This is a genomic window from Reyranella sp. (assembly GCF_050185545.1).
Classification (GTDB): Bacteria; Pseudomonadota; Alphaproteobacteria; order Reyranellales; family Reyranellaceae; genus Reyranella.
The window spans coordinates 13,770-35,336 of the sequence record NZ_JBFWZI010000038.1 but is presented as its reverse complement, the minus strand read 5'-3'; the positions used below and the strand labels follow the sequence as shown (position 1 = coordinate 35,336).

20 protein-coding genes are annotated in these 21,567 nt (G+C 68.0%); 11 read left to right on the top strand and 9 right to left on the bottom strand.

Features of this window, described 5'->3' with window-relative positions; translation table 11 throughout:
• Window positions 1–21: 21 nt before the first annotated feature.
• From AB7O82_RS13290 to AB7O82_RS13275, 4 genes are all read right to left on the bottom strand, one after another.
• On the bottom strand, window positions 22–1,413 hold the full coding sequence (locus AB7O82_RS13290) for an amidase (RefSeq protein ID WP_428544891.1): 1,392 nt from the start codon (window positions 1,411–1,413) through the stop codon (window positions 22–24).
• Window positions 1,410–1,616 carry a hypothetical protein gene (locus AB7O82_RS13285; RefSeq protein ID WP_428544894.1) on the bottom strand — a complete coding sequence of 69 codons (207 nt, stop codon included), beginning with the start codon at window positions 1,614–1,616 and terminating at the stop codon, window positions 1,410–1,412. Before AB7O82_RS13285 ends, AB7O82_RS13290 begins: the two co-directional genes overlap by 4 nt.
• A 144-nt stretch (window positions 1,617–1,760) precedes the next feature.
• Window positions 1,761–2,630: an LLM class F420-dependent oxidoreductase gene (locus AB7O82_RS13280; protein WP_428544897.1), complete on the bottom strand. Its 870-nt coding sequence runs from the start codon at window positions 2,628–2,630 to the stop codon at window positions 1,761–1,763.
• 243 nt (window positions 2,631–2,873) lie between these two features.
• Window positions 2,874–3,560, bottom strand: a complete 687-nt coding sequence (locus AB7O82_RS13275) for a response regulator (protein WP_428544900.1) — start codon at window positions 3,558–3,560, stop codon at window positions 2,874–2,876.
• Between the two features lie 76 nt (window positions 3,561–3,636).
• Between AB7O82_RS13275 and prpF the strand changes: the two genes are divergently transcribed.
• The 5 genes from prpF to speB all read left to right on the top strand — a co-directional run bounded on the left by prpF (window position 3,637) and on the right by speB (window position 9,602).
• Window positions 3,637–4,803 (top strand): 2-methylaconitate cis-trans isomerase PrpF, encoded by a 1,167-nt coding sequence (prpF, locus tag AB7O82_RS13270; RefSeq protein WP_428544903.1) that lies wholly within the window; start codon window positions 3,637–3,639, stop codon window positions 4,801–4,803.
• A 13-nt stretch (window positions 4,804–4,816) separates the two neighbouring features.
• The gene (locus AB7O82_RS13265) at window positions 4,817–5,884 is read left to right on the top strand and encodes an alpha/beta fold hydrolase (RefSeq protein WP_428544906.1); all 1,068 of its coding nucleotides are present in this window, start codon (window positions 4,817–4,819) and stop codon (window positions 5,882–5,884) included.
• A gap of 243 nt (window positions 5,885–6,127) precedes the next feature.
• Window positions 6,128–7,276, top strand: coding sequence for an NAD(P)/FAD-dependent oxidoreductase (locus AB7O82_RS13260; RefSeq protein WP_428544908.1), 1,149 nt, complete (start codon window positions 6,128–6,130; stop codon window positions 7,274–7,276).
• A gap of 29 nt (window positions 7,277–7,305) precedes the next feature.
• Window positions 7,306–8,640, top strand: a complete 1,335-nt coding sequence (locus AB7O82_RS13255; RefSeq protein ID WP_428544911.1) for an aspartate aminotransferase family protein — start codon at window positions 7,306–7,308, stop codon at window positions 8,638–8,640.
• The gene (speB, locus tag AB7O82_RS13250; RefSeq protein ID WP_428544914.1) at window positions 8,637–9,602 is read left to right on the top strand and encodes an agmatinase; all 966 of its coding nucleotides are present in this window, start codon (window positions 8,637–8,639) and stop codon (window positions 9,600–9,602) included. The genes AB7O82_RS13255 and speB overlap by 4 nt, the downstream gene beginning before the upstream one ends.
• A gap of 98 nt (window positions 9,603–9,700) precedes the next feature.
• Here the strand turns inward: speB and AB7O82_RS13245 are convergent, their stop codons facing one another.
• From AB7O82_RS13245 to AB7O82_RS13230, 4 genes are all read right to left on the bottom strand, one after another.
• Window positions 9,701–10,564, bottom strand: a complete 864-nt coding sequence (locus tag AB7O82_RS13245) for a sigma-70 family RNA polymerase sigma factor (RefSeq protein WP_428544935.1) — start codon at window positions 10,562–10,564, stop codon at window positions 9,701–9,703.
• Window positions 10,564–11,034, bottom strand: coding sequence for a carboxymuconolactone decarboxylase family protein (locus AB7O82_RS13240; RefSeq protein WP_428544917.1), 471 nt, complete (start codon window positions 11,032–11,034; stop codon window positions 10,564–10,566). Before AB7O82_RS13240 ends, AB7O82_RS13245 begins: the two co-directional genes overlap by 1 nt.
• Before the next feature lie 169 nt (window positions 11,035–11,203).
• Window positions 11,204–13,114 carry a DUF4214 domain-containing protein gene (locus AB7O82_RS13235; RefSeq protein WP_428544920.1) on the bottom strand — a complete coding sequence of 637 codons (1,911 nt, stop codon included), beginning with the start codon at window positions 13,112–13,114 and terminating at the stop codon, window positions 11,204–11,206.
• 22 nt (window positions 13,115–13,136) lie between these two features.
• On the bottom strand, window positions 13,137–14,279 hold the full coding sequence (locus AB7O82_RS13230; RefSeq protein WP_428544938.1) for an iron-containing alcohol dehydrogenase: 1,143 nt from the start codon (window positions 14,277–14,279) through the stop codon (window positions 13,137–13,139).
• Between the two features lie 388 nt (window positions 14,280–14,667).
• On the opposite strand from AB7O82_RS13230, the gene AB7O82_RS13225 reads away from it, so the two are divergent.
• The 6 genes from AB7O82_RS13225 to AB7O82_RS13200 all read left to right on the top strand — a co-directional run bounded on the left by AB7O82_RS13225 (window position 14,668) and on the right by AB7O82_RS13200 (window position 20,105).
• Window positions 14,668–15,081 (top strand): hypothetical protein, encoded by a 414-nt coding sequence (locus tag AB7O82_RS13225; protein WP_428544923.1) that lies wholly within the window; start codon window positions 14,668–14,670, stop codon window positions 15,079–15,081.
• Between the two features lie 43 nt (window positions 15,082–15,124).
• Window positions 15,125–16,531, top strand: a complete 1,407-nt coding sequence (locus AB7O82_RS13220; RefSeq protein ID WP_428544926.1) for a M20 family metallopeptidase — start codon at window positions 15,125–15,127, stop codon at window positions 16,529–16,531.
• Window positions 16,532–16,571: 40 nt separating this feature from the next.
• Entirely contained in the window at window positions 16,572–17,129 is a 558-nt protein-coding gene (locus AB7O82_RS13215; RefSeq protein WP_428544929.1) for a sigma-70 family RNA polymerase sigma factor, read from the top strand.
• Entirely contained in the window at window positions 17,126–17,806 is a 681-nt protein-coding gene (locus AB7O82_RS13210) for a ChrR family anti-sigma-E factor (protein WP_428554116.1), read from the top strand. Before AB7O82_RS13215 ends, AB7O82_RS13210 begins: the two co-directional genes overlap by 4 nt.
• Before the next feature lie 226 nt (window positions 17,807–18,032).
• Window positions 18,033–18,581 carry a carboxymuconolactone decarboxylase family protein gene (locus AB7O82_RS13205; protein ID WP_428554119.1) on the top strand — a complete coding sequence of 183 codons (549 nt, stop codon included), beginning with the start codon at window positions 18,033–18,035 and terminating at the stop codon, window positions 18,579–18,581.
• A gap of 15 nt (window positions 18,582–18,596) precedes the next feature.
• Window positions 18,597–20,105, top strand: coding sequence for a M81 family metallopeptidase (locus AB7O82_RS13200; RefSeq protein WP_428554122.1), 1,509 nt, complete (start codon window positions 18,597–18,599; stop codon window positions 20,103–20,105).
• A 249-nt stretch (window positions 20,106–20,354) separates the two neighbouring features.
• Here AB7O82_RS13200 and AB7O82_RS13195 read toward each other — a convergent pair whose 3' ends face one another.
• On the bottom strand, window positions 20,355–21,410 hold the full coding sequence (locus tag AB7O82_RS13195) for a hypothetical protein (protein WP_428619543.1): 1,056 nt from the start codon (window positions 21,408–21,410) through the stop codon (window positions 20,355–20,357).
• Window positions 21,411–21,567: the final 157 nt, after the last annotated feature.

Sequence of the window (21,567 nt, the reverse complement as noted above, 5' to 3'; positions counted from 1 at the left end):
TTCACCCACCGGCGGTGGAATTCAAAGCACCGGCCGTTTGTCGCGCCACGGCGTCGCCCGCTCGTAAGCGGCGCCGACGCGCAGTACCGTTGCCTCGTCGAACGCCCGACCGGCAAGCTGGAAGGCGAGCGGCGCGCCGCCGGCCGAGAAGCCGCAGCAGACCGTGAGGGCGGGCTGGCCCGTGACGTTGAACGGATTGGGCAGGGACGGCTTGCCGAAGAACAGGAACATGGGCGGATTGTCGAACCCTTCCGGCGGCCCCCAATGATTGGCCGTCATGACGAGATCGTAGCCGCGCATCGCCGTCTCGGTGTCGAGCATCAGCTTGCGCCGGAAGCGCGTGGCGTTGACGTACTGCTCGGCGGTGATAAAGGCGCCGAGCTGTACCCGCCGTCGCGTCGTGTAGCCGAACTTCAGGGGTTCGCGGTCGACGTCGCGGCGATAGATCGAATGGGTCTCGGAGGAGATGATGAAGCGTGCGCAAGCCTGGTAATCGAGCAGCGCCGGCAGCGTGATCTCCTCGACCACGCAGCCCAGCCCGTGCAGCACCCGAGCCGCCTCGTCGATGCCCTGCACCATGTCGGCACTGGCGCCGTTCTCGTGCGCGTACCAGTGCTTGACCAGGCCGATGCGCGTGCCGGTGATCGGCCGCGCCAGGCTCTGGCTGTAGACCATCGGTTCGCTCCGCGCCGAAGCGGGATCGAGCGGATCGTGGCCCGCCAGCACGTCGAGCATCAGGGCGCAGTCCTCGGCCGTCCACGCCATTGGCCCCACCGTGTCGAAGCTCGGCGCCAGAGGAAACACGCCGCGCCGGCTCAGCAGCCCGTAGGTCGGCTTGAGCCCGGAGACGGCACACCAGCCGGCCGGATTGCGAATCGAGCCGCTGGTATCTGAGCCCATCGCCCCCGCGCAGAAGCCGGCGGCGATGGCTGCACCCGAGCCGCTCGACGAGCCGCCGGGCTGGCGATCCGGCATCCATGGATTGCGCGCCGGCGGAAACGGCTGGTCGGGTGTCGCCGCGCCGGTGGCGAACTCGTGCGTCGCGAGCTTGCCCATGATCACCGCGCCCGCCGCGCGCAGGCGCGCCACGGTCTCGGCATCGACCGAGGGTACGTGATCGATACGCAGATGCGATCCACCAACGGTGCGCACGCCCGCCGTCTCGTAGATGTCCTTGATGCCCACAGGAATGCCATGCAACGTCCCGCGTCGATGTCCGCGCCCGATCTCGCGATCGGCCTGCAGCGCGGCCGCCCGCGCCTGGTCGGCGGTCAACGTGACGAACGCGTTGAGCTTGCCGTCGTGCTTCGCGATTCGTGCGAGGCAGGCTTCGACCAGGTCGGCCGACTTCAGCGCCCCTCGCGCCAGCCGCGCACTCGCCTCAGCAATGGTGAGAAACGCCAGCTCGCTCATTGCCGGCCTCCGGGGAGGGGGGCGAACACATGCGCCGCTTCCGCCTCCCACGCCCGGTCCTGAGGGATGCGCGCTGCGAGCTGCATCATCCCGAGATAGCCCTTGTGCAGCTCGACGATGTCCTCCTCGGTGAGTGCGATGCCGACCAGGCGGGCCCACGCACGGAACTCGTCGAGGGTGATATCGGCTTTCGGTGAAGGCATTCGGTTTGTCCTTTCCTGTTCCTTCCGAGCGAAGCCGCTTCGGAGTGGATCCCTCATTTTATGTTCCTCCCCCGACTACCCCCCGACTACGGGGAGGAAATGAGATGTGTCGTCTCCGAAGCGGCGAAGCTGGGGAGGAGGATTCTACGCCGCCTTCTTCACCATGGTTTCGATTTCGCCCAACCGGGTATCGACGCGTTCGGGGCGCTGGCTGCCGAGGTTGACCAGCAGGCGGTCGACGCCGAGGTCGGCATAGGCGGGGACGGCGTCGGCGGCCATGGCGAGCGGCGGGGTAACGATGATCTGGAAGTCCTTGCCGCGCTTGCGGCCGGCCTTGGCGAAGGCGGCGTCGAGGCGGCCCAGCATTTCCTTGGTCCGCGCCGGGTCGAGATTGAATCCGTACCAGCCGGCGCCGAACTTGACGGCGCGCTGGAAGGCCGCCTCGGCATAGCCGCCGACGATGATCGGCACGTGCGGCTTCTGGATCGGCTTGGGGTCGAGCCGCATGGTCTCGAACTTGACCCACTTGCCGGTGAAGTCGACGACCGGCTCGGTCCACAGCCGGCGCATGACCTCGAGGAACTCGTCGCAGCGCTTGCCGCGGTCCTCCCAGCGATAGCCGCAGGACTCGACCTCCTCCTTGTTCCAGCCGACGCCGATGCCGAAATCGATGCGGCCGTCGCTCAGCCAGTCGAGCGTGCACATCTCCTTGGCGGTGTAGATCGGGTTGCGCTGCGGCACGAGCGCGACACCGGTGCCGAGCCGCACCTTGGTCGTCGCGGCGGCGAGGAAGCCGAAGGTCGCCGTGACGTCGAGCATGCCGCCGCCGTCGGGCACGGGAATGCGGCCATCCTTCGAGCCGGGATAGCCGTAGGTGTTCTTGTCGAACAGGGCGACGTGCTCGCCCATCCAGATGGACTCCAGCCCCATGCTCTCGGCGCGGCGGCCGAAATCACGGATCATGCCGGGTGTCGCCAGCGGCGACATGAAGGTAGAGAAGACGCCGATCTTCACTATGTGGGTTCCTTTCGTGGAGAGGACCGCATCCTGCGCGATGCAAGCAAGCCAGGGCAATACGGGGTGTCATGGCTCGCGGGCGTGCCAGTTGGCGTGCCACCCCAGTCGCGCTCATGCTTTTCTGGACCGCGGGCGTCTCGCCCGCTTATGAGCGCCACTTGCGGCGGAGTAAGTTCCATCGCTGGTGGCGCGGTCCCGTCTCTCGATCGATTGGGCGGCGGGCGGCGGCCCGCCCGAGCGCTACGCCGCGTCGGCCGAATCGGCCTTCATCAGGTATCCGGCGCCGCGGATCGTGTGGATCTGGACAGTGGCGCCGGCATCGGCCAGCAGGCGGCGCAGCCGATGGATATAAACCTCGATGGCGTTGGACGACACGCCCGACGCGGCGCCAAAGACCTGACCACGGAGCAGCCCGTGTGAAACCAGCCGGCCGTTGCGCTTCATCAGAACCTCCAGCAGGTCGGCTTCCCGCGCCGGCACCAGGACCGGCTTGCCGGCGATGCTGGCCTGCCTGCCAGCGGTTTCCAGCGCGACGTTGCCGAGCGTCAGGACATGGCCGTCGGACGCCGGCGCGCGGCGCAGCAGCGCCTGCAGGCGGGCGATCAGCTCCTCCGTGGCGAATGGCTTGACCAGGTAGTCGCTGGCACCCCTGTCGAGACCCCTGACGCGGTCCCCGATGCCGCTGCGTGCAGTCAGGATGAGGACAGGCGTCGTGTCGCGCCGCCGCCGCATGAGGTCGAGCAGGCTGAGGCCGTCGGCGTCGGGCAGGCCGAGATCGAGCACCACGGCGGCATAGCTCATGGTGCGGAGCGACGCTTCGGCGTCGGCGACCGTGCGCGCGTCGTCGACATCCAGCCCCGCGCGCTCCAGCGCCCGGGCGATCAAGGCGACCAGCTCGCCATTGTCCTCGACCACGAGCACCCGCATCCGTCGCATCCCCAATCATTGCGCGAGGATAGGGGTTATACTGCGCCGAAACTGACATCATCCTGTCGAGGCGCCTATGAAGCAGCTCCGGATTCCCGCCGTCTACATGCGCGGCGGCACCAGCAAGGGAGTCTTCTTTCTCGCCGAGGACCTGCCGGCGGACCCCTTCGAGCGCGACCGCCTGCTGATGCGGGTGATCGGCAGCCCCGACCGCTACGGCAAGCAGACCGACGGCATGGGCGGCGCCACCTCGAGCACCAGCAAGGTCGTCATCCTGGCGAGATCGACGCGACCGGATTGCGATGTCGATTACCTTTTCGGCCAGGTGGCGATCGACCGACCCCTGGTAGATTGGTCGGGCAACTGCGGCAACCTCAGCGCCGCCGTCGGCCCGTTCGCGCTGAGCATGGGCCTGCTCGACGGCCCGGCCGACGGCGAGGCCGTCGTGCGCATCTGGCAGGCCAATATCGCCAAGAGGATCATCGCCCACGTGCCGATGCAGGGGGGCGAGGTGCAGGAGCTGGGGGACTTCGAGCTCGATGGCGTGGCCTTTCCGGCGGCCGAGGTGAAGCTGGAATTCCTCGATCCGGCCGACGACGGCGAGGGTGGCGGGGGCGGTGGCAACGGCGCCACGTTCCCGACCGGCAACCACATCGACGTGCTCGACGTTCCCGGCGTCGGCAAGGTCGAAGCGACGCTGATCAATGCCGGCAACCCCACCGTGTTCGTCGACGCCGCAAGCCTCGGGCTCAAGGGCACCGAGCTGCAGGGTGACGTCAACGGCGACAAGATGCTGCTTGCCCGCGCCGAGGCGGTGCGTGCGCTCGCCACCGTGATGATGGGCGACGCGCAGACGCCGGAGGAGGCGACGGCCAGGCGCCCGCACACGCCCAAGCTCTCCTTTGTCGCCAAACCGGCCCGCTACACTGCCTCAGATGGCCGCGCGGTGAAGGCGGAGTCCATCGATCTGCTGGCCCGCATCTTCTCGATGGGCGTGCTGCACCACGCCATGACCGGGACGGGGGCGGTGGCCATTGCCGCCGCGGCGGCGATCCCGGGCACTGTCGTGCATCGCGTCGCACCGGCGGGAGCGGACGGCCGCGTGCGTTTCGGCCACCCTTCCGGCACGCTGAAGGTCGGCGCCGAGGTGCGCCGCCATGGCGAGCACTGGCAGGTCGGCAAGGTCATGATGAGCCGCTCGGCGCGGCGCCTGATGGAAGGCTGGGTGAGGGTGCCGGGGTGAGAAGGAGAAAGACATGAAGATCAGACTGCCAAACGTCCTCGTATTGGTGCTCGCGCTGCTCGCGGCACCACTTGCCGCGTCGGCGGCTGACTATCCAGCGCCGCGTACCGGCGAGTGGATCGCGCGGGACTTCAAGTTCCACACCGGCGAGGTCATGCCGGAGCTGCGGCTTTCCTACACGACGGTGGGCGAACGCACCGGCCAGCCCGTCCTCGTGCTGCACGGCACGACCGGCTCGGCCAGGAGCATGCTGACGCCGGCCTTTGCCGGCGAGCTGTTCGGGGCCGGCCAGCCGCTCGATGCGACGAAATACTTCATCATCCTCCCCGACGGCATCGGCCACGGGAAATCCTCCAAGCCGTCGGACGGGCTCAAGGCCAAGTTCCCGAAGTACAACTACGCCGACATGGTCGACGCGCAGCATCGCCTGCTCACCGAAGGCCTCGGAATCATGCATGTCCGCCTGGTGATCGGCAACTCGATGGGCGGCATGCACACCTGGCTATGGGGCGTGAAGTATCCCGACTTCATGGATGCGCTCGCCCCGATGGCGGCGCAGCCCACCGCCATGTCGAGCCGCAACTGGATGATGCGGCGGTTGATCATCGATTCGATCCGCAACGACCCGGAGTGGAAGGACGGCAACTACACCACGCAGCCGCGCTCGGCCAAGTTCGCGTCGGTGTTCTTCGCCATCGGCACCAACGGCGGCAACCTCGCCCTGCAAAAGGCGGCGCCGACGCGCGAGACCGCCGACAACCTTCTGAACCAGCGCCTCGCCGCGCCCTTCACCGCCGATGCCAACGACGTGCTTTACCAGTGGGAATCGTCGGGCGACTACGATCCCTCGCCCGGGCTCGCGCGCATCAGGGCGCGCTTGCTTGCCATCAACGCCGCGGACGACGAGCGTAATCCGCCCGAGACCGGCCTCATGGCGGCGGCGATGAAGCAGGTCGCCAACGGCCGCCTCCATCTCATCCCCGCCAGTGCCGACACCCGCGGTCATGGCACCACTGCCATGGCCAAGTTCTACAAGGAGCCTCTGGCCGAGCTGCTGCAAAGCGCACCGGCGATTCGGTAAGCGCGGCGGTACTCCTCAGTCGTCGTGCCCTCCCTCATGTCATCCTGAGCGCCGCGGAGGATCTCATCACCGTTGGCTAAGGAGCACTCTGCTGCCGCTGGCGATGAGATCCTTTCCTTCGGCTTCGCCCAGGACAGGCGCCGCGCCCAGGATGACGGCGAGGGCGCTTCGCTGCAGGATGACAGAGGTGTTCATCGTGACATAAGAGGAGCGCACGCAATCACGAGCCACGAGGACGGTCTGTTGAGTTCAGCATCTCCGGTAGTGATCATCGGCGGCGGCGTCATGGGCTCATCGACCGCCTGGCATCTGGCAACCGATCCCAATTTCGACGGCAAGGTGGTGGTGATCGAGCGGGATCCGACCTACGCGCGCGCCTCGTCGGCGCTGTCGGCGAGCTCGATACGTCAGCAATTCTCGACGCCGCTCAACATTCACCTGTCGCGCTACGGCCTCTCGGTGCTGCGGCGTGCCCCCGAGCTGCTGGGTGTCGATCTCGGGCTGAAGGAGCCGGGCTACCTGTTCCTCGGCACCACGGCGGGCGAGGCGGTGCTGCGCGCCAATCATGCGATCCAGAAGGGCGAGGGTTGCGCCGTCGAGCTTCTGGACGCGGATGCCCTCCGACGGCGCTTTCCCTGGATGTCGACGGACGGCGTGACGCTCGCGTCGCATGGCGTCGCCAATGAAGGCTGGTTCGACGGGCCGGCGCTGATGCAGGCGTTTCGCCGCAAGGCACGTGAGGCTGGGGTGACGTACGTGGCTGACGAGGTCGTGGGACTGGCCCAAGATTTCGTCGTGCTGCGTGACGGCGGCCGGCTTGCCGCGCGCACCATCGTGCTGGCGGCCGGGCCCTGGTCGGGCGCGGTGGCGGCGCTTGCCGGCATCGCCTTGCCGGTCGAGCCGCGGCGGCGATCCGTCTTCGTGTTCGACGTGCGCGAGCCGCCCGGTGTGACGCCGCTCACCATCGATCCGTCGGGCACCTGGTTCCGGCCCGAGGGCCGCTTCTATATCGGCGGCACGACGCCGGCCGACGGCAACGATCCCGGCGGCGCGCCGCTGGAAGTCCAGCACCAGGAATGGGACGAGATGGTGTGGCCGGTGCTGGCCGCGCGCGTTCCGGCCTTCGAGGCGGCCAAGGTGGTGAATTCGTGGGCGGGGTATTACGAGTACAATACCTTCGATCAAAACGGCATCGTCGGGCGCCATCCGGCGATGGAAAACCTGGTCTTCGCCACCGGCTTTTCCGGGCACGGCATCCAGCAGTCGCCGGCGATCGGCCGTGCGGTTGCCGAGCTGATTGTGCATGGCAGCTATCGCACGCTCGACCTCACGCCGTTCGGATATGAACGTCTTTCCGCAGGCCGGCCTATCCGGGAGCTGAACGTGGTGTGATACTGTCCTCACACAGAGGAGAGAGAACCGTGCCCGATCAAGCTCTGGTCAATTCGGACCTGCACTCCGCGCTCGCCGAGGCCCGCCAGGCCTACACCACCCGCAACCAGAAGAGCCTGGCACGCCACCACGACGCCTGCGAGGCGATGCCGGGTGGCAATACGCGCACGACGCTGCACAACGCGCCGTTCCCGCTCACCGTGGCGCGCGGCGAGGGCTGCCGGCTGTGGGACGTCGACGGGCACGAGTACATCGACGTGTTGGGCGAGTACACGGCCGGCATCTACGGCCATTCCCATCCGGTGATCCGCGCCGCCATCGATCGCGCGCTCGATCACGGCTGGAACTACGGCGGGCGCAACGCCAACGAGGCGCGGCTCGCCAAGCTGATCGCTGACCGCATGCCGTCGATCGACCTGGTGCGCTTCACCAACTCGGGCACCGAGGGCAACGTGATGGCGCTCGCCGGCGCCCGAGTGTTCGCCCAGCGCAACGGCCGCAAGGGTGCAACCAAGGTCATGGTGTTCCACGGCGGCTACCACGGCGGCGTGCTCTACTTCGTGAGCGGCGGCAGCCCGGTGAACATGCCCTACGAGTACGTCGTCGCTCCCTACAACGACGTCGAGGGCACGCGCGCGTTGCTGGCAAAGCACGGCGAAGAGCTGTTCGCCGTCCTGCTCGAGCCGATGCAGGGCAGCCACGGCTGCCTGCCGGGCGATCTCGCCTTCCTGCAGATGGTGCGCCAGGAAACCAGGGATCGCGGCATCACCATGATCTTCGACGAGGTGATGACCTCGCGCCTGTCGCCGGGCGGCCTGCAGGAGAAGACCGGCGTGATCCCCGACATGACGACGCTCGGCAAGTACATCGGGGGCGGCATGTCGTTCGGCGCCTTTGGCGGGCGGCGCGACATCATGGAGCTGTTCGATCCGGCCAGGCCGGACGCGTTGCCGCACGCCGGAACCTTCAACAACAACGCGCTCACCATGGCGGCCGGCGCGACCGGCTACGGCGAGGTCTACACGCCCGCCGCCGCCAGGGAGCTGAACGAGCGCGGCGAACGTATCCGGGAACGCCTGAACGCGATCTGCGCGCGCGAGAAGGTGGCCTTCCAGTTCTCCGGCATCGGCTCGATGATGACGGCGCACGCCACGACGCGACCGATTCGCACCGCCGCCGACATTGCGTCAGGCAACCAGGACGCCAAGGAGCTGTTCTTCTTTGACATGCTGGCGGCCGGCATCTGGATCGCGCGGCGCGGCTTCGTCGCTCTCAACATCATGATCGGCGAGCCCGAGGCCGATCGCTTTGTTGCCGCCGTCGAGGAGTTCGTCGTTGCCCGCAAGGCGCTCTTGAAGCCATGACCGATTTTCCCCAGCCGGTGGCCGGCACGGTGGTGCCACGCTTCGGCGACGTCGCCACCTTCATGCGCCTGCCGCTGTTCCGCGACCCGGCCGAGGTCGAGATCGGCATCGTCGGCGTGCCGTGGGACGGCGGCACCACCAACCGGCCGGGCGCCCGCCACGGCCCGCGCCAGATGCGCGACCTTTCGACCATGATGCGCCGCGTCCATCACGTGACACGCGTGGCGCCCTACGAGCTGGCGCGCTGCGGCGATCTCGGCGACGCCCCGGTCAACCCGGCAAGCGTTGACGATTCGCTCGAGCGCATCGACAAGTTCTTCGCCAAAATCCACGCCGCCGGCGCGGTGCCGCTCTCCGCCGGCGGCGATCACCTGATCACCCTGCCGATCATGCGCGGCATCGCCTCCGGTCAGGCGCCGCTCGGCATGGTGCATTTCGACGCCCACAGCGACACCTGGGACACCTATTTCGGCGGCTACAAGTACACCCATGGCACGCCCTTCCGCCGCGCCGTCGAGGAAGGGCTGCTCGACCCCAGGCGCACGGTGCAGATCGGCATCCGCGGCTCGCTCTACAAGCGCGACGACAACGACTGGGCGGTCGAGCAGGGCATGCGCGTCATCACCATCGAGGAATATTTCGACCTCGGCGTCGAGAAGGTGATCGCCGAGGCGCGCCGCGTGGTCGGCGGCGGCCCGACCTACGTGAGCTTCGACGTCGACGGCCTCGATCCGGCCTATGCGCCGGGCACTGGCACCCCCGAGATCGGCGGCTACACCCCGCACGAGGCGCAGCGCCTGCTGCGCGGCCTGCGCGGCCTCAACCTGGTCGGCGGCGACGTGGTCGAGGTCTCGCCGCCGTTCGACATGAGCGGCAACACGGCCTTGGTCGGCGTGACGATGATGTGGGAGATCCTCTGCCTGCTCGCCGAGGCGGTGGCGAAGCGGAAGGGGCGGGTGTAACGGCGGAGTTCAGGGAAGGTGCGCCGGCCCCAGCCTGCCGTTGCTTGGACCTGCGCGTCGATGAGCTTCGGCTTGGTCGGCAGTAGGCTCTCCGACGCCTACTGCAAGTGCAGGTGCTTCAGCTTGTCGGGGTTGCGCACCACGTAGATGGCCGCGATTTTTTCGTCCTCGATGTCGAGTGCGGTCGTCTGCAGTTCGCCATCGGCTTCCAGAGTGATGAATCCCGGCAATCCACTGACGAAACCGGTATGGACGAGCTTCGAGCCGTTCCTCCGGAAGAAGGTCGCCAGACCGTCGTGGAACTTCAGGACGGCATCGAAGCCGAGGATCGGCTGGGTGGCCGCCGGACGCTTGCCGCCGCCATCGGCGTGCAGGCCGACATCGGCCGACAGCATCGCAGCGAGCGCCTTCATGTCGCCATTGCGCGAGGCGGCGTAGAAGGCTTTGGCGAGCGCGAGGCCTCGTTGCTTTTCCACCTGAAACCGGGGTCTTGCCTCGCGGACGTGGGTGCGGGCACGGGCTGCGAGCTGGCGGCAGGTGGCGGGGCCGCGCTGGATGGTCGCCGCGACCTCCTCGAATTCCAGGCCGAACACGTCGTGCAGCAGAAAGGCTGCCCGCTCGAGTGGAGAAAGACGCTCCAGCGCGAGCATCAGCGGCAAGGTGACGTCTTCTTCGTCCTTCTCCTCAACGATGGGATCGGGAAGCCAGGGACCAATATAGGTCTCACGCCGGTGTCGCGCAGACTTGAGCTGGTCGAGACACAGGCGCGTGACCGTGCGGCGCAGGAATGCCTCGGGCTCGCGCACGTCGGCGCGGTCGGCCTTCATCCAGCGGATGAAGGCCTCCTGCACCATGTCCTCGGCGTCGGCCACGGAGCCGAGCATGCGGTAGGCGACGCGAAGAAGCTTCGGACGCAGCGGGTTGAAACTCGCCGCTGCGTCCCCGGTCATTGCGTTCGACATCAAGCGGCGGCCTTGGCCATGGCCTTTACGGCCGCCGGCTCGACCCAGTAGCCGAAGCCGACCGCGATGCGGTTCCATCCGTTGATGACGTTGATCATCAACGTGAGCTTGACCTGCTCCTCGCCCGTGAATTGACCCTTCAGGTCCTCGTAGGCGCTCTCGTGCACATGTCCTTCGGAGAGCCGCGTCATGGCCTCGGTCCAGGCGAGCGCGGCGCGCTCTCGGTCGGTATAGCAGGGGGCTTCGCGCCACGCCGGCAGCAAGTAGAGGCGCTGCTCCGTTTCGCCGTTTTCGCGCGCGAACGCCGTATGCATGTTGAGGCAGTTGGCGCAGCCGTTGATCTGGGAGGCCCGAATCTCGACGAGTGCCACGAGGCTCGGCTCGAGGCTGGCGGCAATCGCGAGCGAGGTGCGGTGCCATTGCTTCATCAGCGACGGGGCGGCGGCAAGGGGATCGAGTCTGGCAGTCATGGCAGTTTCCCTTCGGTTGGTTCCGATACCATGACGAGGCTGGGTAGGCCCGCGTGACATGCGTCCAGAAATTCTTCGATGACTTTCGCCAGCCCCGAGAGGCAACGCCACCAGGTGGCCTGCTCGACGCGGAAATAATGTATCAGCGTCTATGCCACCTCCAGTCCTGTCAGACGTGGACCTGGCTGGCGATGCCGACCAGCGTCACCACCAGCTCGGCGGTGTCGGCCGTCGCGGCTGCGGTGGCGTAGGTGTCGGTCAATTGATTGGCGGCGATGACACTGGCCGCCGTGCCGTCGGTGAGAGCGGCCACGGCGTGCGCCTGCACGATGTCGTTCAGGCCCTGCTCGAGCGCGAAGTAGGCGCCGACGGCGACATGGTTGGCGACGAATGCCGCATCGGCGCTGCCGCCGCCGGAGGCCAGCGCGCCCAGCACCATGGCTAAAGGCAACTTGTCCTCGGGCATGCGGCCGGCTGAAACCTCCGCCACCCAGTAGGCGAGGCCGCCGGCGTCCGGCGCACGGCCCAGCGCGTCCTGATAGGCGGCGATGACCAGCTCGCTTGGGCTGTGCATCACTGGCCGCAGGGCGACGGCCTCGGCCGAGGTGTAAAAGCTCTTCGCGATGTCGGCGAGGTCCATACCCTCGCCGAACCGGGCCAGCCAGTAGTGCAGGCCCGTCGCATCGGGCGCGCGGTCGAGATAGGCGCCGTAGAGCTCGATCACCGGCGCGAACCTGTCTGCCGGCAGGTTGGCGGCCTCGACCAGCGAGGCGAGGTCGATAGTCTGGTCGGCGTATTGCAGAAACTGGATGTTGAAGATGCTGTCGGTGCCGTGGGCGCCGCTATTGTCGTGGACCGTCAGCGCCTTCTGGCCGGCCGCGATCGACACCGCGAAGCTCTGCGCCTCGTCCCAGAAGATCAGCCGGTTGTTGGTGCCGGCGCTGGCGACGACGACGTCGTTGCCGGCGCCCGCCAGGAAGCTCGCGTCGGGCGCGGCCGAGTACATCACGTCGTTGCCGCTGCCGGCCATCTGCGTGTCGATCGGCGTCGCCGACCACGCGGGCAGCGCGAGACCCGGCTTCAGGCCCGACGGCTGGTACGTGGCGCTCTGCGAGAAAATGCCGTACTGGCCCTCCCAGTTGGTGATCGCCGGCTGGTCGAACGCGTCGAACAGGAACAGCGGCACGGTCATGTGGTTCGAGGTCGTGTACTGGCCGTCGAGCCAGCTCACGATCTGCTGGTAGACGTTCACTTGGTTGGCTTGCCCATAAAAGGTCGAGTAGCCGGTCTCGCCGATCGCCACCTCGGCGGTGCCCGGCAGGCTGGTGCTCACCCCGGTGAAGTAGTTGATGTCGTACTGGTAGTCCGTCGACTTTGCCGGCTCTCCGCTCACCGCCTGGGTATACTGGTTGAAGAACACCATCGGCGTGTTCGCGTTCCAGCCCGCGCTCCAGTTGCTGATGATGTGCTGCGTCGTGTTGAAGGCGATCGGGTTGGCCGAGGGCGTGGCAGGATAGTTGGCGATCGTCGTCGACACCGGGATCGAGCCCAGCCCGGCACTGGCCAGCGACGTCTGGAGGTTTGTGAAGGCCGCGTTGATCCAGCCCTGGTAGCTCGGGAAGGCCGGATCGTTGGGCGGCGGCCCGTTGACATCGAGCTCGTTGCCGATCTGGATCAGCGCCAGCGACGCCTCGACGTTGGCGACGCTGCCGAAGGCGCCGATGATCATCTGCACCCACTGGTCGGTGTAGGTCGAGCTGGTCATCAGGCCGGCCGACCACGCCGTGCCGAAGCCGCCGCTCGCCACCGCATTGTTGTTGGTGCCCATGACCAGCTGCATGCCGGGATGGCCGACGACGTAGGTGATCGCCGCGGCCTGCGTCGGATCGATGACCGGCGCGCTGCCGGGCGCCACACCGACCGCCGCATCGTGATAGGTCCGCACCAGCTTGAAGTACTGGCCGATCTGGTCGAGGTCGGCGCTGATGCTGCGCCCGGTGCGTCCGTTCTCCCAGGTCTCGTAGTCGACGCCGAGGTTGTAGTTGAACGGCGTGCTGGTGGGCACGATGCTGGTGGTCATCAATCGGTCTTTCTCTCCGGTCTCAGGCAGCGAGGGTCAGGATCTCCTGCACCTCAGCCGGCCCGTAGATGGGGCGGGGATTGCGCGGCACCCACGGCGTGCCCATCGCCTGCTTGGCGATGCGCTCGAAATGCTCGCGGCCGATCTTCACCGCGCCGAGCGTGCGCGGCATGCCGAGGCCGGCGATGAACTGGTCCAAGACGTCGCCGGCGTCCTTGCCGGGATGGCCCATTGCCGCGGCGACGGCGGCCTGCTTGTCGGCATTGGCCGGCTTGTTCCAGCGCATCACCCACGGCAGCATGATGCAGGAGGTGTGGCCGTGCGGCACGTCGAACACCGCGCCCAGCACGTAGCCGATGCCGTGGCTCGCGCCCATCGGCACGCCGGCCGCCAGCCCGCCCATCGACAGCCACGAGCCGATCTGGCAATCGAGCCGCGCCTTCATGTCCTTCGGATCGGCCAGTACGCGCGGCAGGCCGCGCGCCAGCATCGCGAGGCCGTGCAGGGCCGAGGCGTTGGTGAACTCGGTCGATTCGTTGGAGCACACGCCTTCGACGCAGTGATCGACGGCGCGGATGCCGGTCGACAGGAACAGCCACATCGGCGTGTGCCGCGTCACCTCGGGGTCGAGGACGACCGCGCGTGGGATCGTGAGCGGGTGCCGGAACAGCTCCTTGACCTTGGTTGCTTCGTTGGTGACGCCGGCGATGCCGGAGAACTCGCCGGCCGACAGCGTGGTCGGGATCGAGATCTGGCGCACTGTCGGCGCCTTGATCTCGCTCGGCGGGCGCAGGCGATCCATCTCCTCGACGCTTCCGATGTCGTTGGCGAGGCAGAGCTGGACGGCCTTGGCGCCGTCGGTGATCGAGCCGCCGCCCAGGGTGACGATCAGGTCGGCCCTGGCCTCGCGCGCCTGCCGGGTGGCGGCGATCACCGCCGAGCGCGGCGAGTGCGCCGGCATGCTGGCGAAGGTGCCGACGCACTTGTTGCCCAGCGCGCGGCGCACCTTCTCGACCTCGTCGGTCTCGCGGTTGAGCGTGCCGCTCGCCATCACCAGCACGCGCTCGGCGCCATAGCCCTCGACCAGCTCCGCCACCGAGCGGTCGGCCGGCTTGCCGTAGTGGACCTCTTCCATGTCGGTGAAAACCACGCGTCCCGATGTCAGCATTCTGCCCTCCCGGAAAGCGCCATCTTGCCTACAGTTTGCCCTCTCACGCCAGCCGGCCAACAACCCCTATGCCGCGGCTGCGATGGACGCTAAACAACCCACGGCATGGCGGGCAGGCTTGGGTGGTGGTGACGGCAATGGCATGGAGATCAACGGGGCGTGGGCAACGCTACGGCGTGAACATGTTCCAGTCCTCTCCCGTCATCGGGGGAGGTGCTTCGTCATACGGGGCGGAGGGGGAAGGCCGCACACAAGATGCTTCTGATTCCGACGTCGTAGTCGGAGAAGGCCGGACTGAGGCTGTCCCCCTCCGGCCCAATGGGCCACCTCCCCCGATGACGGGGGAGGGACATGAGATGTGTCCGCCACTTGGGGGATCCGGGCTGTGAGCGCTGGACTGGCGTTCCTGCTGCTGAGCTCGGGCGGGTTCATGGCGTTCATCACCGCGGCGGCGTTGCAGACCGAGGAGACTGAGGGACCGCAGCGCCAGCCCATCGTGCTGTGGCCGATGCTGCTGCCGGCCGCGGCGGTGCTTGCCGTCATCGTCGTCGCCACGGCGTTCTCGCGCTGGGCCGCCTATCGGCACGACTGGAGCGTGGCGCTGAACCACGTCTCCTACGCCGTCCTGATCGGCTGCGTGGCCGGCCTGCTGACGGCGGTGTGGATCAACGGCAAGCCCGCCTGGTGCCAGTCGATCGTGCGCCTGTCGGCGCGCGCCGCCGCCCACCCAGGCCGGGCCTGGCTGGGCGCCTTGGCCCTCGCGGCGGCCTTCGTGGCGGGAGCCCTGTCGCGGTCGTAACGGTGCTAATCTGCTAGTCTGTGGCGTGAACAGGACAGGAATGATGACGAACGGAACCCGGGACGGCGCCATTTCGCGCGCGGAAAGATACTTCGACGAAGGCGGCTTTCTGGCCGAGCTGCAGCGGCGGGTGGCGATCCCGACCACCAGCCAGGAGAAGGACTCCATGCCGGCGCTGCAGCAGTACGTCTCGGGCGAGATGACCGAGTCGCTGCAGAAGCTCGGCTACGACTGCACCGTGCTGCCCAATCCCCGCGCCGAGTACGGGCCATTCCTGATCGCCCGTCGCATCGAGGATCCGGCCAAGCCCACCGTGCTGACCTACGGCCACGGCGACGTGATCCGCGGCCAGGACGACCAGTGGCGCACCGGCCTGTCGCCGTGGAAGATCGTGATCGAGGGCGACCGGCTCTACGGCCGCGGCACGGCCGACAACAAGGGCCAGCACACCATCAACATCGCCGCCCTCGCCTGCGTGCTGCAGGAGCGCGGCGCGCTCGGCTTCAACTCGACCGTGCTGATCGAGACCGGCGAGGAGACCGGCTCGCCGGGCCTGGCCGATTTCTGCACGGCCAACAAGGCCGCGCTCAAGGCCGACGCGCTGATCGGCTCGGACGGCCCGCGCCTCGATCATCGCCGGCCGACCATCTTCGGTGGCACGCGTGGCACCATGAACTTCAACCTCAAGCTCACCTATCGCGAGGGCGGCCATCACTCGGGCAATTGGGGCGGGCTGCTCTCCAATCCCGGCATCGTGCTGGCACACGCGCTCGCCACCATTACGGACCGGCGCGGCCAGATAAAGGTGCCGGAGTGGCGGCCGACCACGCTCACCAACTCGGTGCGCGCCGCACTCGCCGACGCGCATATCGACGCGGGCGAGGGCGCGCCCGCCATCGATCCCAACTGGGGGGAGGAGTCGCTGACGCCGGTCGAGCGCGTGTTCGGCTGGAACAGCTTCGAGGTGCTGGCTTTCAAAACCGGCAATCCCGACCGGCCGGTCAATGCCATCCCGCCCTCGGCCATCGCCTATTGCCAGCTCCGCTTCGTCGTCGGCACCGATCCGCACGACATCCTGCCGGCGCTGCGCCGCCATCTCGACCGCCACGGCTACCAGGACATCGAGCTCGAGGCGGCGCGCGACGTGATCATGCACGCAACGCGCCTCGACCCGGAAAATCCGTGGGCCAGGTTCGCCGCCAGCTCGATCGAGAAGACAGCGGGCCAGAAGCCCAACATGCTGCCCAATCTCGGCGGCTCGCTGCCCAACGAGGTCTTCACCGACATCCTCGGCCTGCCCACCGTGTGGGTGCCGCATTCCTACGCCGCCTGCTCGCAGCATGCTCCGAACGAGCACCTGCTGGCGCCGGTCGCGCGCGAGGGGCTCAGGTTGATGACCGGGCTGTTCTGGGACCTCGGCGCGAATCCCCCGGCCCTCGCCCGGGCCTGACCCTTAGGTTCGGCGGCTTCCCTGGCGTAAAGTCGCGGCAATGCTGTCGCCCGAGGAAGCTGCCGACCTGATCGAGGCCATTGCGACCCACCAGGATCGCGCGGCCTTCGCCGGGCTATTCCGCTACTTCGCACCCAGGGTGAAGGCCTTCCTGATGCGCGGCGGCGCCGATTCCGACATCGCGCAGGAAGTGGCGCAGGAGGCGCTGATCGTGGTGTGGCGCAAGGCCGCCAGCTTCGACCGCAGCCGGGCCTCCGCCGCCACCTGGATCTACACCATTGCCCGCAACAAGCGGATCGACCTGTTGCGCCGCGCCGGCAAGCCGGCCATAGAGACCGAGGATTGGCTGACGGTCTTCGCCCCCGGGGACGACGACGCCGACAAATCCGTTCTCGCCGGCCAGACGTATAGCCGTATGCAGGAGCTGCTGCGCACGCTCTCGGCGGATCAGCTGGTGGTCGTCCAGAAGGCCTTCTTCGAGGACAAGTCGCACACCGCGATCGCCGACGAGCTGAAGCTGCCGCTCGGCACCGTGAAGTCGCGCATTCGCATGGCCCTCGGGCGATTGCGCCAGGCACTGGAGAAGGACGCGTTATGAGTAGCCGCCACCCGGCCCCCGACGAGCTGCTGCTGGACTACGCGGCCGGCACGCTGGCGGCCGGCCCCGAGCTCGCGGTGGCGCTGCACGTCGCGCTCGACCAGGATGCGCGGCGGACGGTCGGCCGGCTGGGCGCGCTCGCCGGCGCGATGCTGGAGAGCGAGCCGGCGGCGGATCTGGAGCCCGGCGACGCGGCGCTGCAGCGCGCGCTTGCCGCCATCGATGCGGTGCCGGTCGAGGCGCGTCTGCCCTCCGGCCAATCGAGCGGACAGGCGGCGCGACGTCCCGGCTTCGAATGGGCGCCGTCACCGTTGCTGCGGCATCTCGATTCCGCTGCGACCTGGCGGCGCGCGATGGGCGGCTTCGAGGAAATCCGTCTCGGCCTGCCGGGCGACACGCACCGCGTCTCGCTGCTGCGGCTGGCTCCGGGCCGCGGCCTGCCGGTGCATCGCCATGTCGGCACCGAGTACACGGTGGTCCTGCAGGGCGGGTACACCGATTCGACAGGCAACTATGCTGTCGGCGACTTTGCCGTCGGCCCCGGCCCCGAGCAGCACGAGCCGATCGCCGATCCGGGTGACCCGTGCATCGCCCTGATCGTTCTCGAGAAGCCGATCGTGCTGACGGGCCCTTGGGGCCGCTGGCTCAATCCTCTGGTTAGGCGCGGACTGATCTGACAAGTTTGCGTTCAGTCGCCTCCCCAGCTTTGCTGGGGAGGTGTCACGTCTTACGCGACGGAGGGGCCATGAATCTTCCGGACCGCGGGCGTCTCGCCCGCTCGTGATTCATGAGATGAGCATGAGCGGGCGGGACGCCCGCGGTCCGCCTGAGCCATGATCCCTCCGTCGCCGCAGACGGCGACACCTCCCCAAGCTTCGCTTGGGAGGAGAAGAAGGGGAGACCATGTCGCGCATTCCGTACTACGACGTCGAGAAGGCCGAGGGCCGGCACGCCGAGTTCCTGCAGAAGCTCGGCCCGCACCTCAACATCTACCGTATGCTGGCCAACTCCGAGAGCGGCATCAAAGGCTTCACGCGCATGGGCAATGCGCTGCTGCATCGTTGCGAGCTCGACGCGCAATTGCGCGAGCTCGCGATCCTGCGCGTCGGCCGCGTGAGTCGCGCCGCTTACGAGGTGTTCCAGCACGAGCGCATCGCTCGCGAGGTCGGCGTGCCGGAGGAAAAGATCGCCGCCCTGCGCGAGGCCACCGTCGAGTCGCCGGCCTTCAGCGACAACGACAAGGCCGTGCTGCGCTACACCGACGACGTGGTGCGCAACGTGCGCGCCTCAGACCGCACCCTGAAGGCCGTCGCCGCCTTCCTGTCGCCCGGCGCGCTGGTCGAGCTCACGCTCACCATCGGCTACTACATGATGGTCTGCCGCTTCCTCGAATCGATGGGTGTCGACGGCGAGGAAGGCCAGGCCGAGTGGCTCAAGACGGCGAAGCTGTAAACCAGGGAAAGGGCCATGGCGTACCGTGTTCTGATCGCGCAGTTCATGCACGAGACCAACACCTTCTCGATGCTGCCGACCACGCTCGACGACTACCGCAAGCGCTGGCTGATCGAGGGCGAGGCGATGGTCCCGCACTTCACCGGCACGCGAAACGAGGTCGGCGGCTACATCGATGCGGCGAAGCAGTATGGCTGGCAGCCGGTGTGGGGCGGGGCGGCCAATGCGACGCCGTCGGGCAAGCTGACGCGCGACTGCTGGGAGACGATTCGCGATCGCATCGTCGGCGTGGCGCGCGGGGCCGGCAAGCTCGACGGCGTCTGCCTGTCGCTGCACGGCGCCATGGTGAGCGAGACCGAGGACGATGCCGAGGGCGCGCTGCTCGAGCTTCTGCGCGGCGTGGTCGGCCCCGACGTGCCGATCGCCACGACGCTCGACCTGCACGCCAATGCGACCGAGCGCATGGCCAGGAACGCCAATGCGCTGGTGAGCTATCGCACCTATCCGCACATCGACGGCTACGAGCGCGCCACGCAGGCGGCGGCGCTGGTGCAGCAGGCGATGGAAGGCAAGAAGCAGCCGCGCTGCCTCCTGGTGCAGCCCGCCATGCTGGAAGGCGCGGAGCACGGCCGCACCACGAAGCCCGGCCTGATGCTCGACCTGCTGGCCAAGGCCGACCGGTTCGAGCAGGAGCCGGGCATCGACGTCGTCGGCATCCAGGCCGGCTTCACCTGGGCCGACATTCCCTATACCGGCCCGTCGATTGCCGTCAGCCACGAGCCCGGCAGCGAGACGCGCGCCCGCGCCATCGCGCTCGAGCTGATCGACGACATGTGGCGCCGCCGCGAGGAGGGCGCGGTGAAAGATTTCCAGTCGATCGCCGACGGCATCGCCGCCGCGCGCGCCGGCGTTGGAAAGAAGGGTCCGCTGGTGATCGCCGACGGCACCGACAATCCCGGGGGCGGCGGCTACAACGACACCACGCCGGTGCTGCAGGCGCTTCTGGACGCCGGGATCGAGAACGTCGCGTTCGGTACCATCTACGATCCGGCGACGGTGCAGCAGGCGATGCAGGCGGGCGTCGGCGCCAATATCGACGTCAGCCTGGGCGGGCACACCGACCCGACGATGGGCGCGCCGGTGAAGGCCAAGGCCGTGGTGAAGATGCTGTCCGACGGCGTCTTCAGGAACGACGGGCCGATGAATGCCGGTGTCGAGACCACCATGGGCCCGACGGCGGTGCTGCGCCTGGGCAGCATCGATGTCGTCACCATCTCGCGGCGCGTCCAGACCATCGACCTGCAGGTCTTCCTCAGCCAGGGCATCGATCCGACGACGAAGAGCGTGCTGGTCGTGAAGAGCGTCCAGCACTTCCGGGCCGCCTACGGCCCGATCGCCCGCGAGGTCGTGGTGGTCGATTCTGGCGGCATCTGCTCGCCCGACTTGGGCCGCCTGAAGTTCACCCGCCTGCGCCGCCCCATCTGGCCGCTCGACGGGGTGAACGATCCGCTGCCGCGGACCTAGTCCGCCCCGGCACATCTTCAATCCCTCCCCCGTCATCGGGTCGTCATCGGGGGAGGTGGTCCGGAGGGCCGGAGGGGGAAGGCCACAGTCTGGATTGCTCCGACTCCGACGTCGAAATCAGAAGCATCGTGTCTGCGGCCTTCCCCTCCGCCCCGTATGACGGGGCACCTCCCCCGATGACCCCCGATGACGGGGGAGGGACATGATAGATGTATCCACACCCCGGCAGCTTCGCTGGGGAGAAGCGAGTCACTTCTGCCGGAAGAACGTCGTCAGCACGAAGCGGCGGCCGCGGGTCACGGGCAGGACCTGATGCAGCAGCGAGCAGGAGAAGACGGCGGCGGCGCCCGGCGGCGGGCTGACGCGCACGGCGGCGTATTCGGGAAACACCAGCTCGCCGCCCTCGAAATCGTCGTTGAGGTTCAGCGATACGGCGAAGGCACGGTCGGCGGTCGTCGGCGCGCCGTTGTCGCGATGGGCCCCGAAGAAGTGCTTGCCCTCGGCCGAGTAGGACAGCACGACATGCGAATCGAAGGTGAACTGCCGGTCGAAGGCGAACACCTTGGTGAGCTCGGGGCCGATGCGGTAGGCCAGCCGATCGGAGATCGCCTTCTGCATCATCGGCTCGACGACGGTGTAGTCTTCGGTGCGTTTGAGATGCGCGACGTTGACGTTGCCGTAGCGGCTCGACACGCCGCTGTCGGCGTGATCCCCCTTGCTCCACAGGCGGATCACCTGGGCGCAGAACTCCAGCTCGAAGACGCGCGGCAGCACCAGCACCGGAGCCATCGGCGTCCTGAGAAGCTGGTCGGCGCCACCGTCGGCGCGTACCGAGCAGGCGATCGCCGCCATCGCCTCGGACACCGCTGGCAGCACGCGGCTGTCGAAGCTCGCGGCCACCCGCTGGTTGGGATCGAGCACGATCGCCCGAATGCGCAGGAGGCCGCCACCGGCACCGAAGCCCAGCCCGCCCGTTCCCTGCGCGAGCAGGGCGGGGAGGAACTTGCGCTCGGCGTCGCAGAGCAGCAGCGGCGTCTCCGGGCTGCCGCCAAGCTTCGCCCAGGGCGCGGCCGCATCGGCCACGCGATCGCCCGCGACCACCACCGGCACGACCGCGGCGTCGGCGCAGGCCGCGAGCCAGGCGGCGAACGGCGCCGCCTCCAGCGTCGCCAGGGTGTCGACCGCGAGCAGACAGACCGGCGTGCCGGTGAACGACCAGATGAACTTGCGCAGCTTGCCGTCGAGCCCGGGCAGGGCGAAATCCGGAACGCGATCACCGGGACGAAGGCTGAGCGCGCTGGTCATCCCGTCCGTGTGCAGTCTGGCCGAATCGCTGTCAAGGCGGCCAACCGTCCCCGATTTATCCTTCCAGTCGATTGGCCGCTAATGGCATCGGCCTTGGATCGTCCTTGTCCTGGCGATGTTCCCTCCTCCGAGGAGCCACGACGCGATCGGCGGCGCG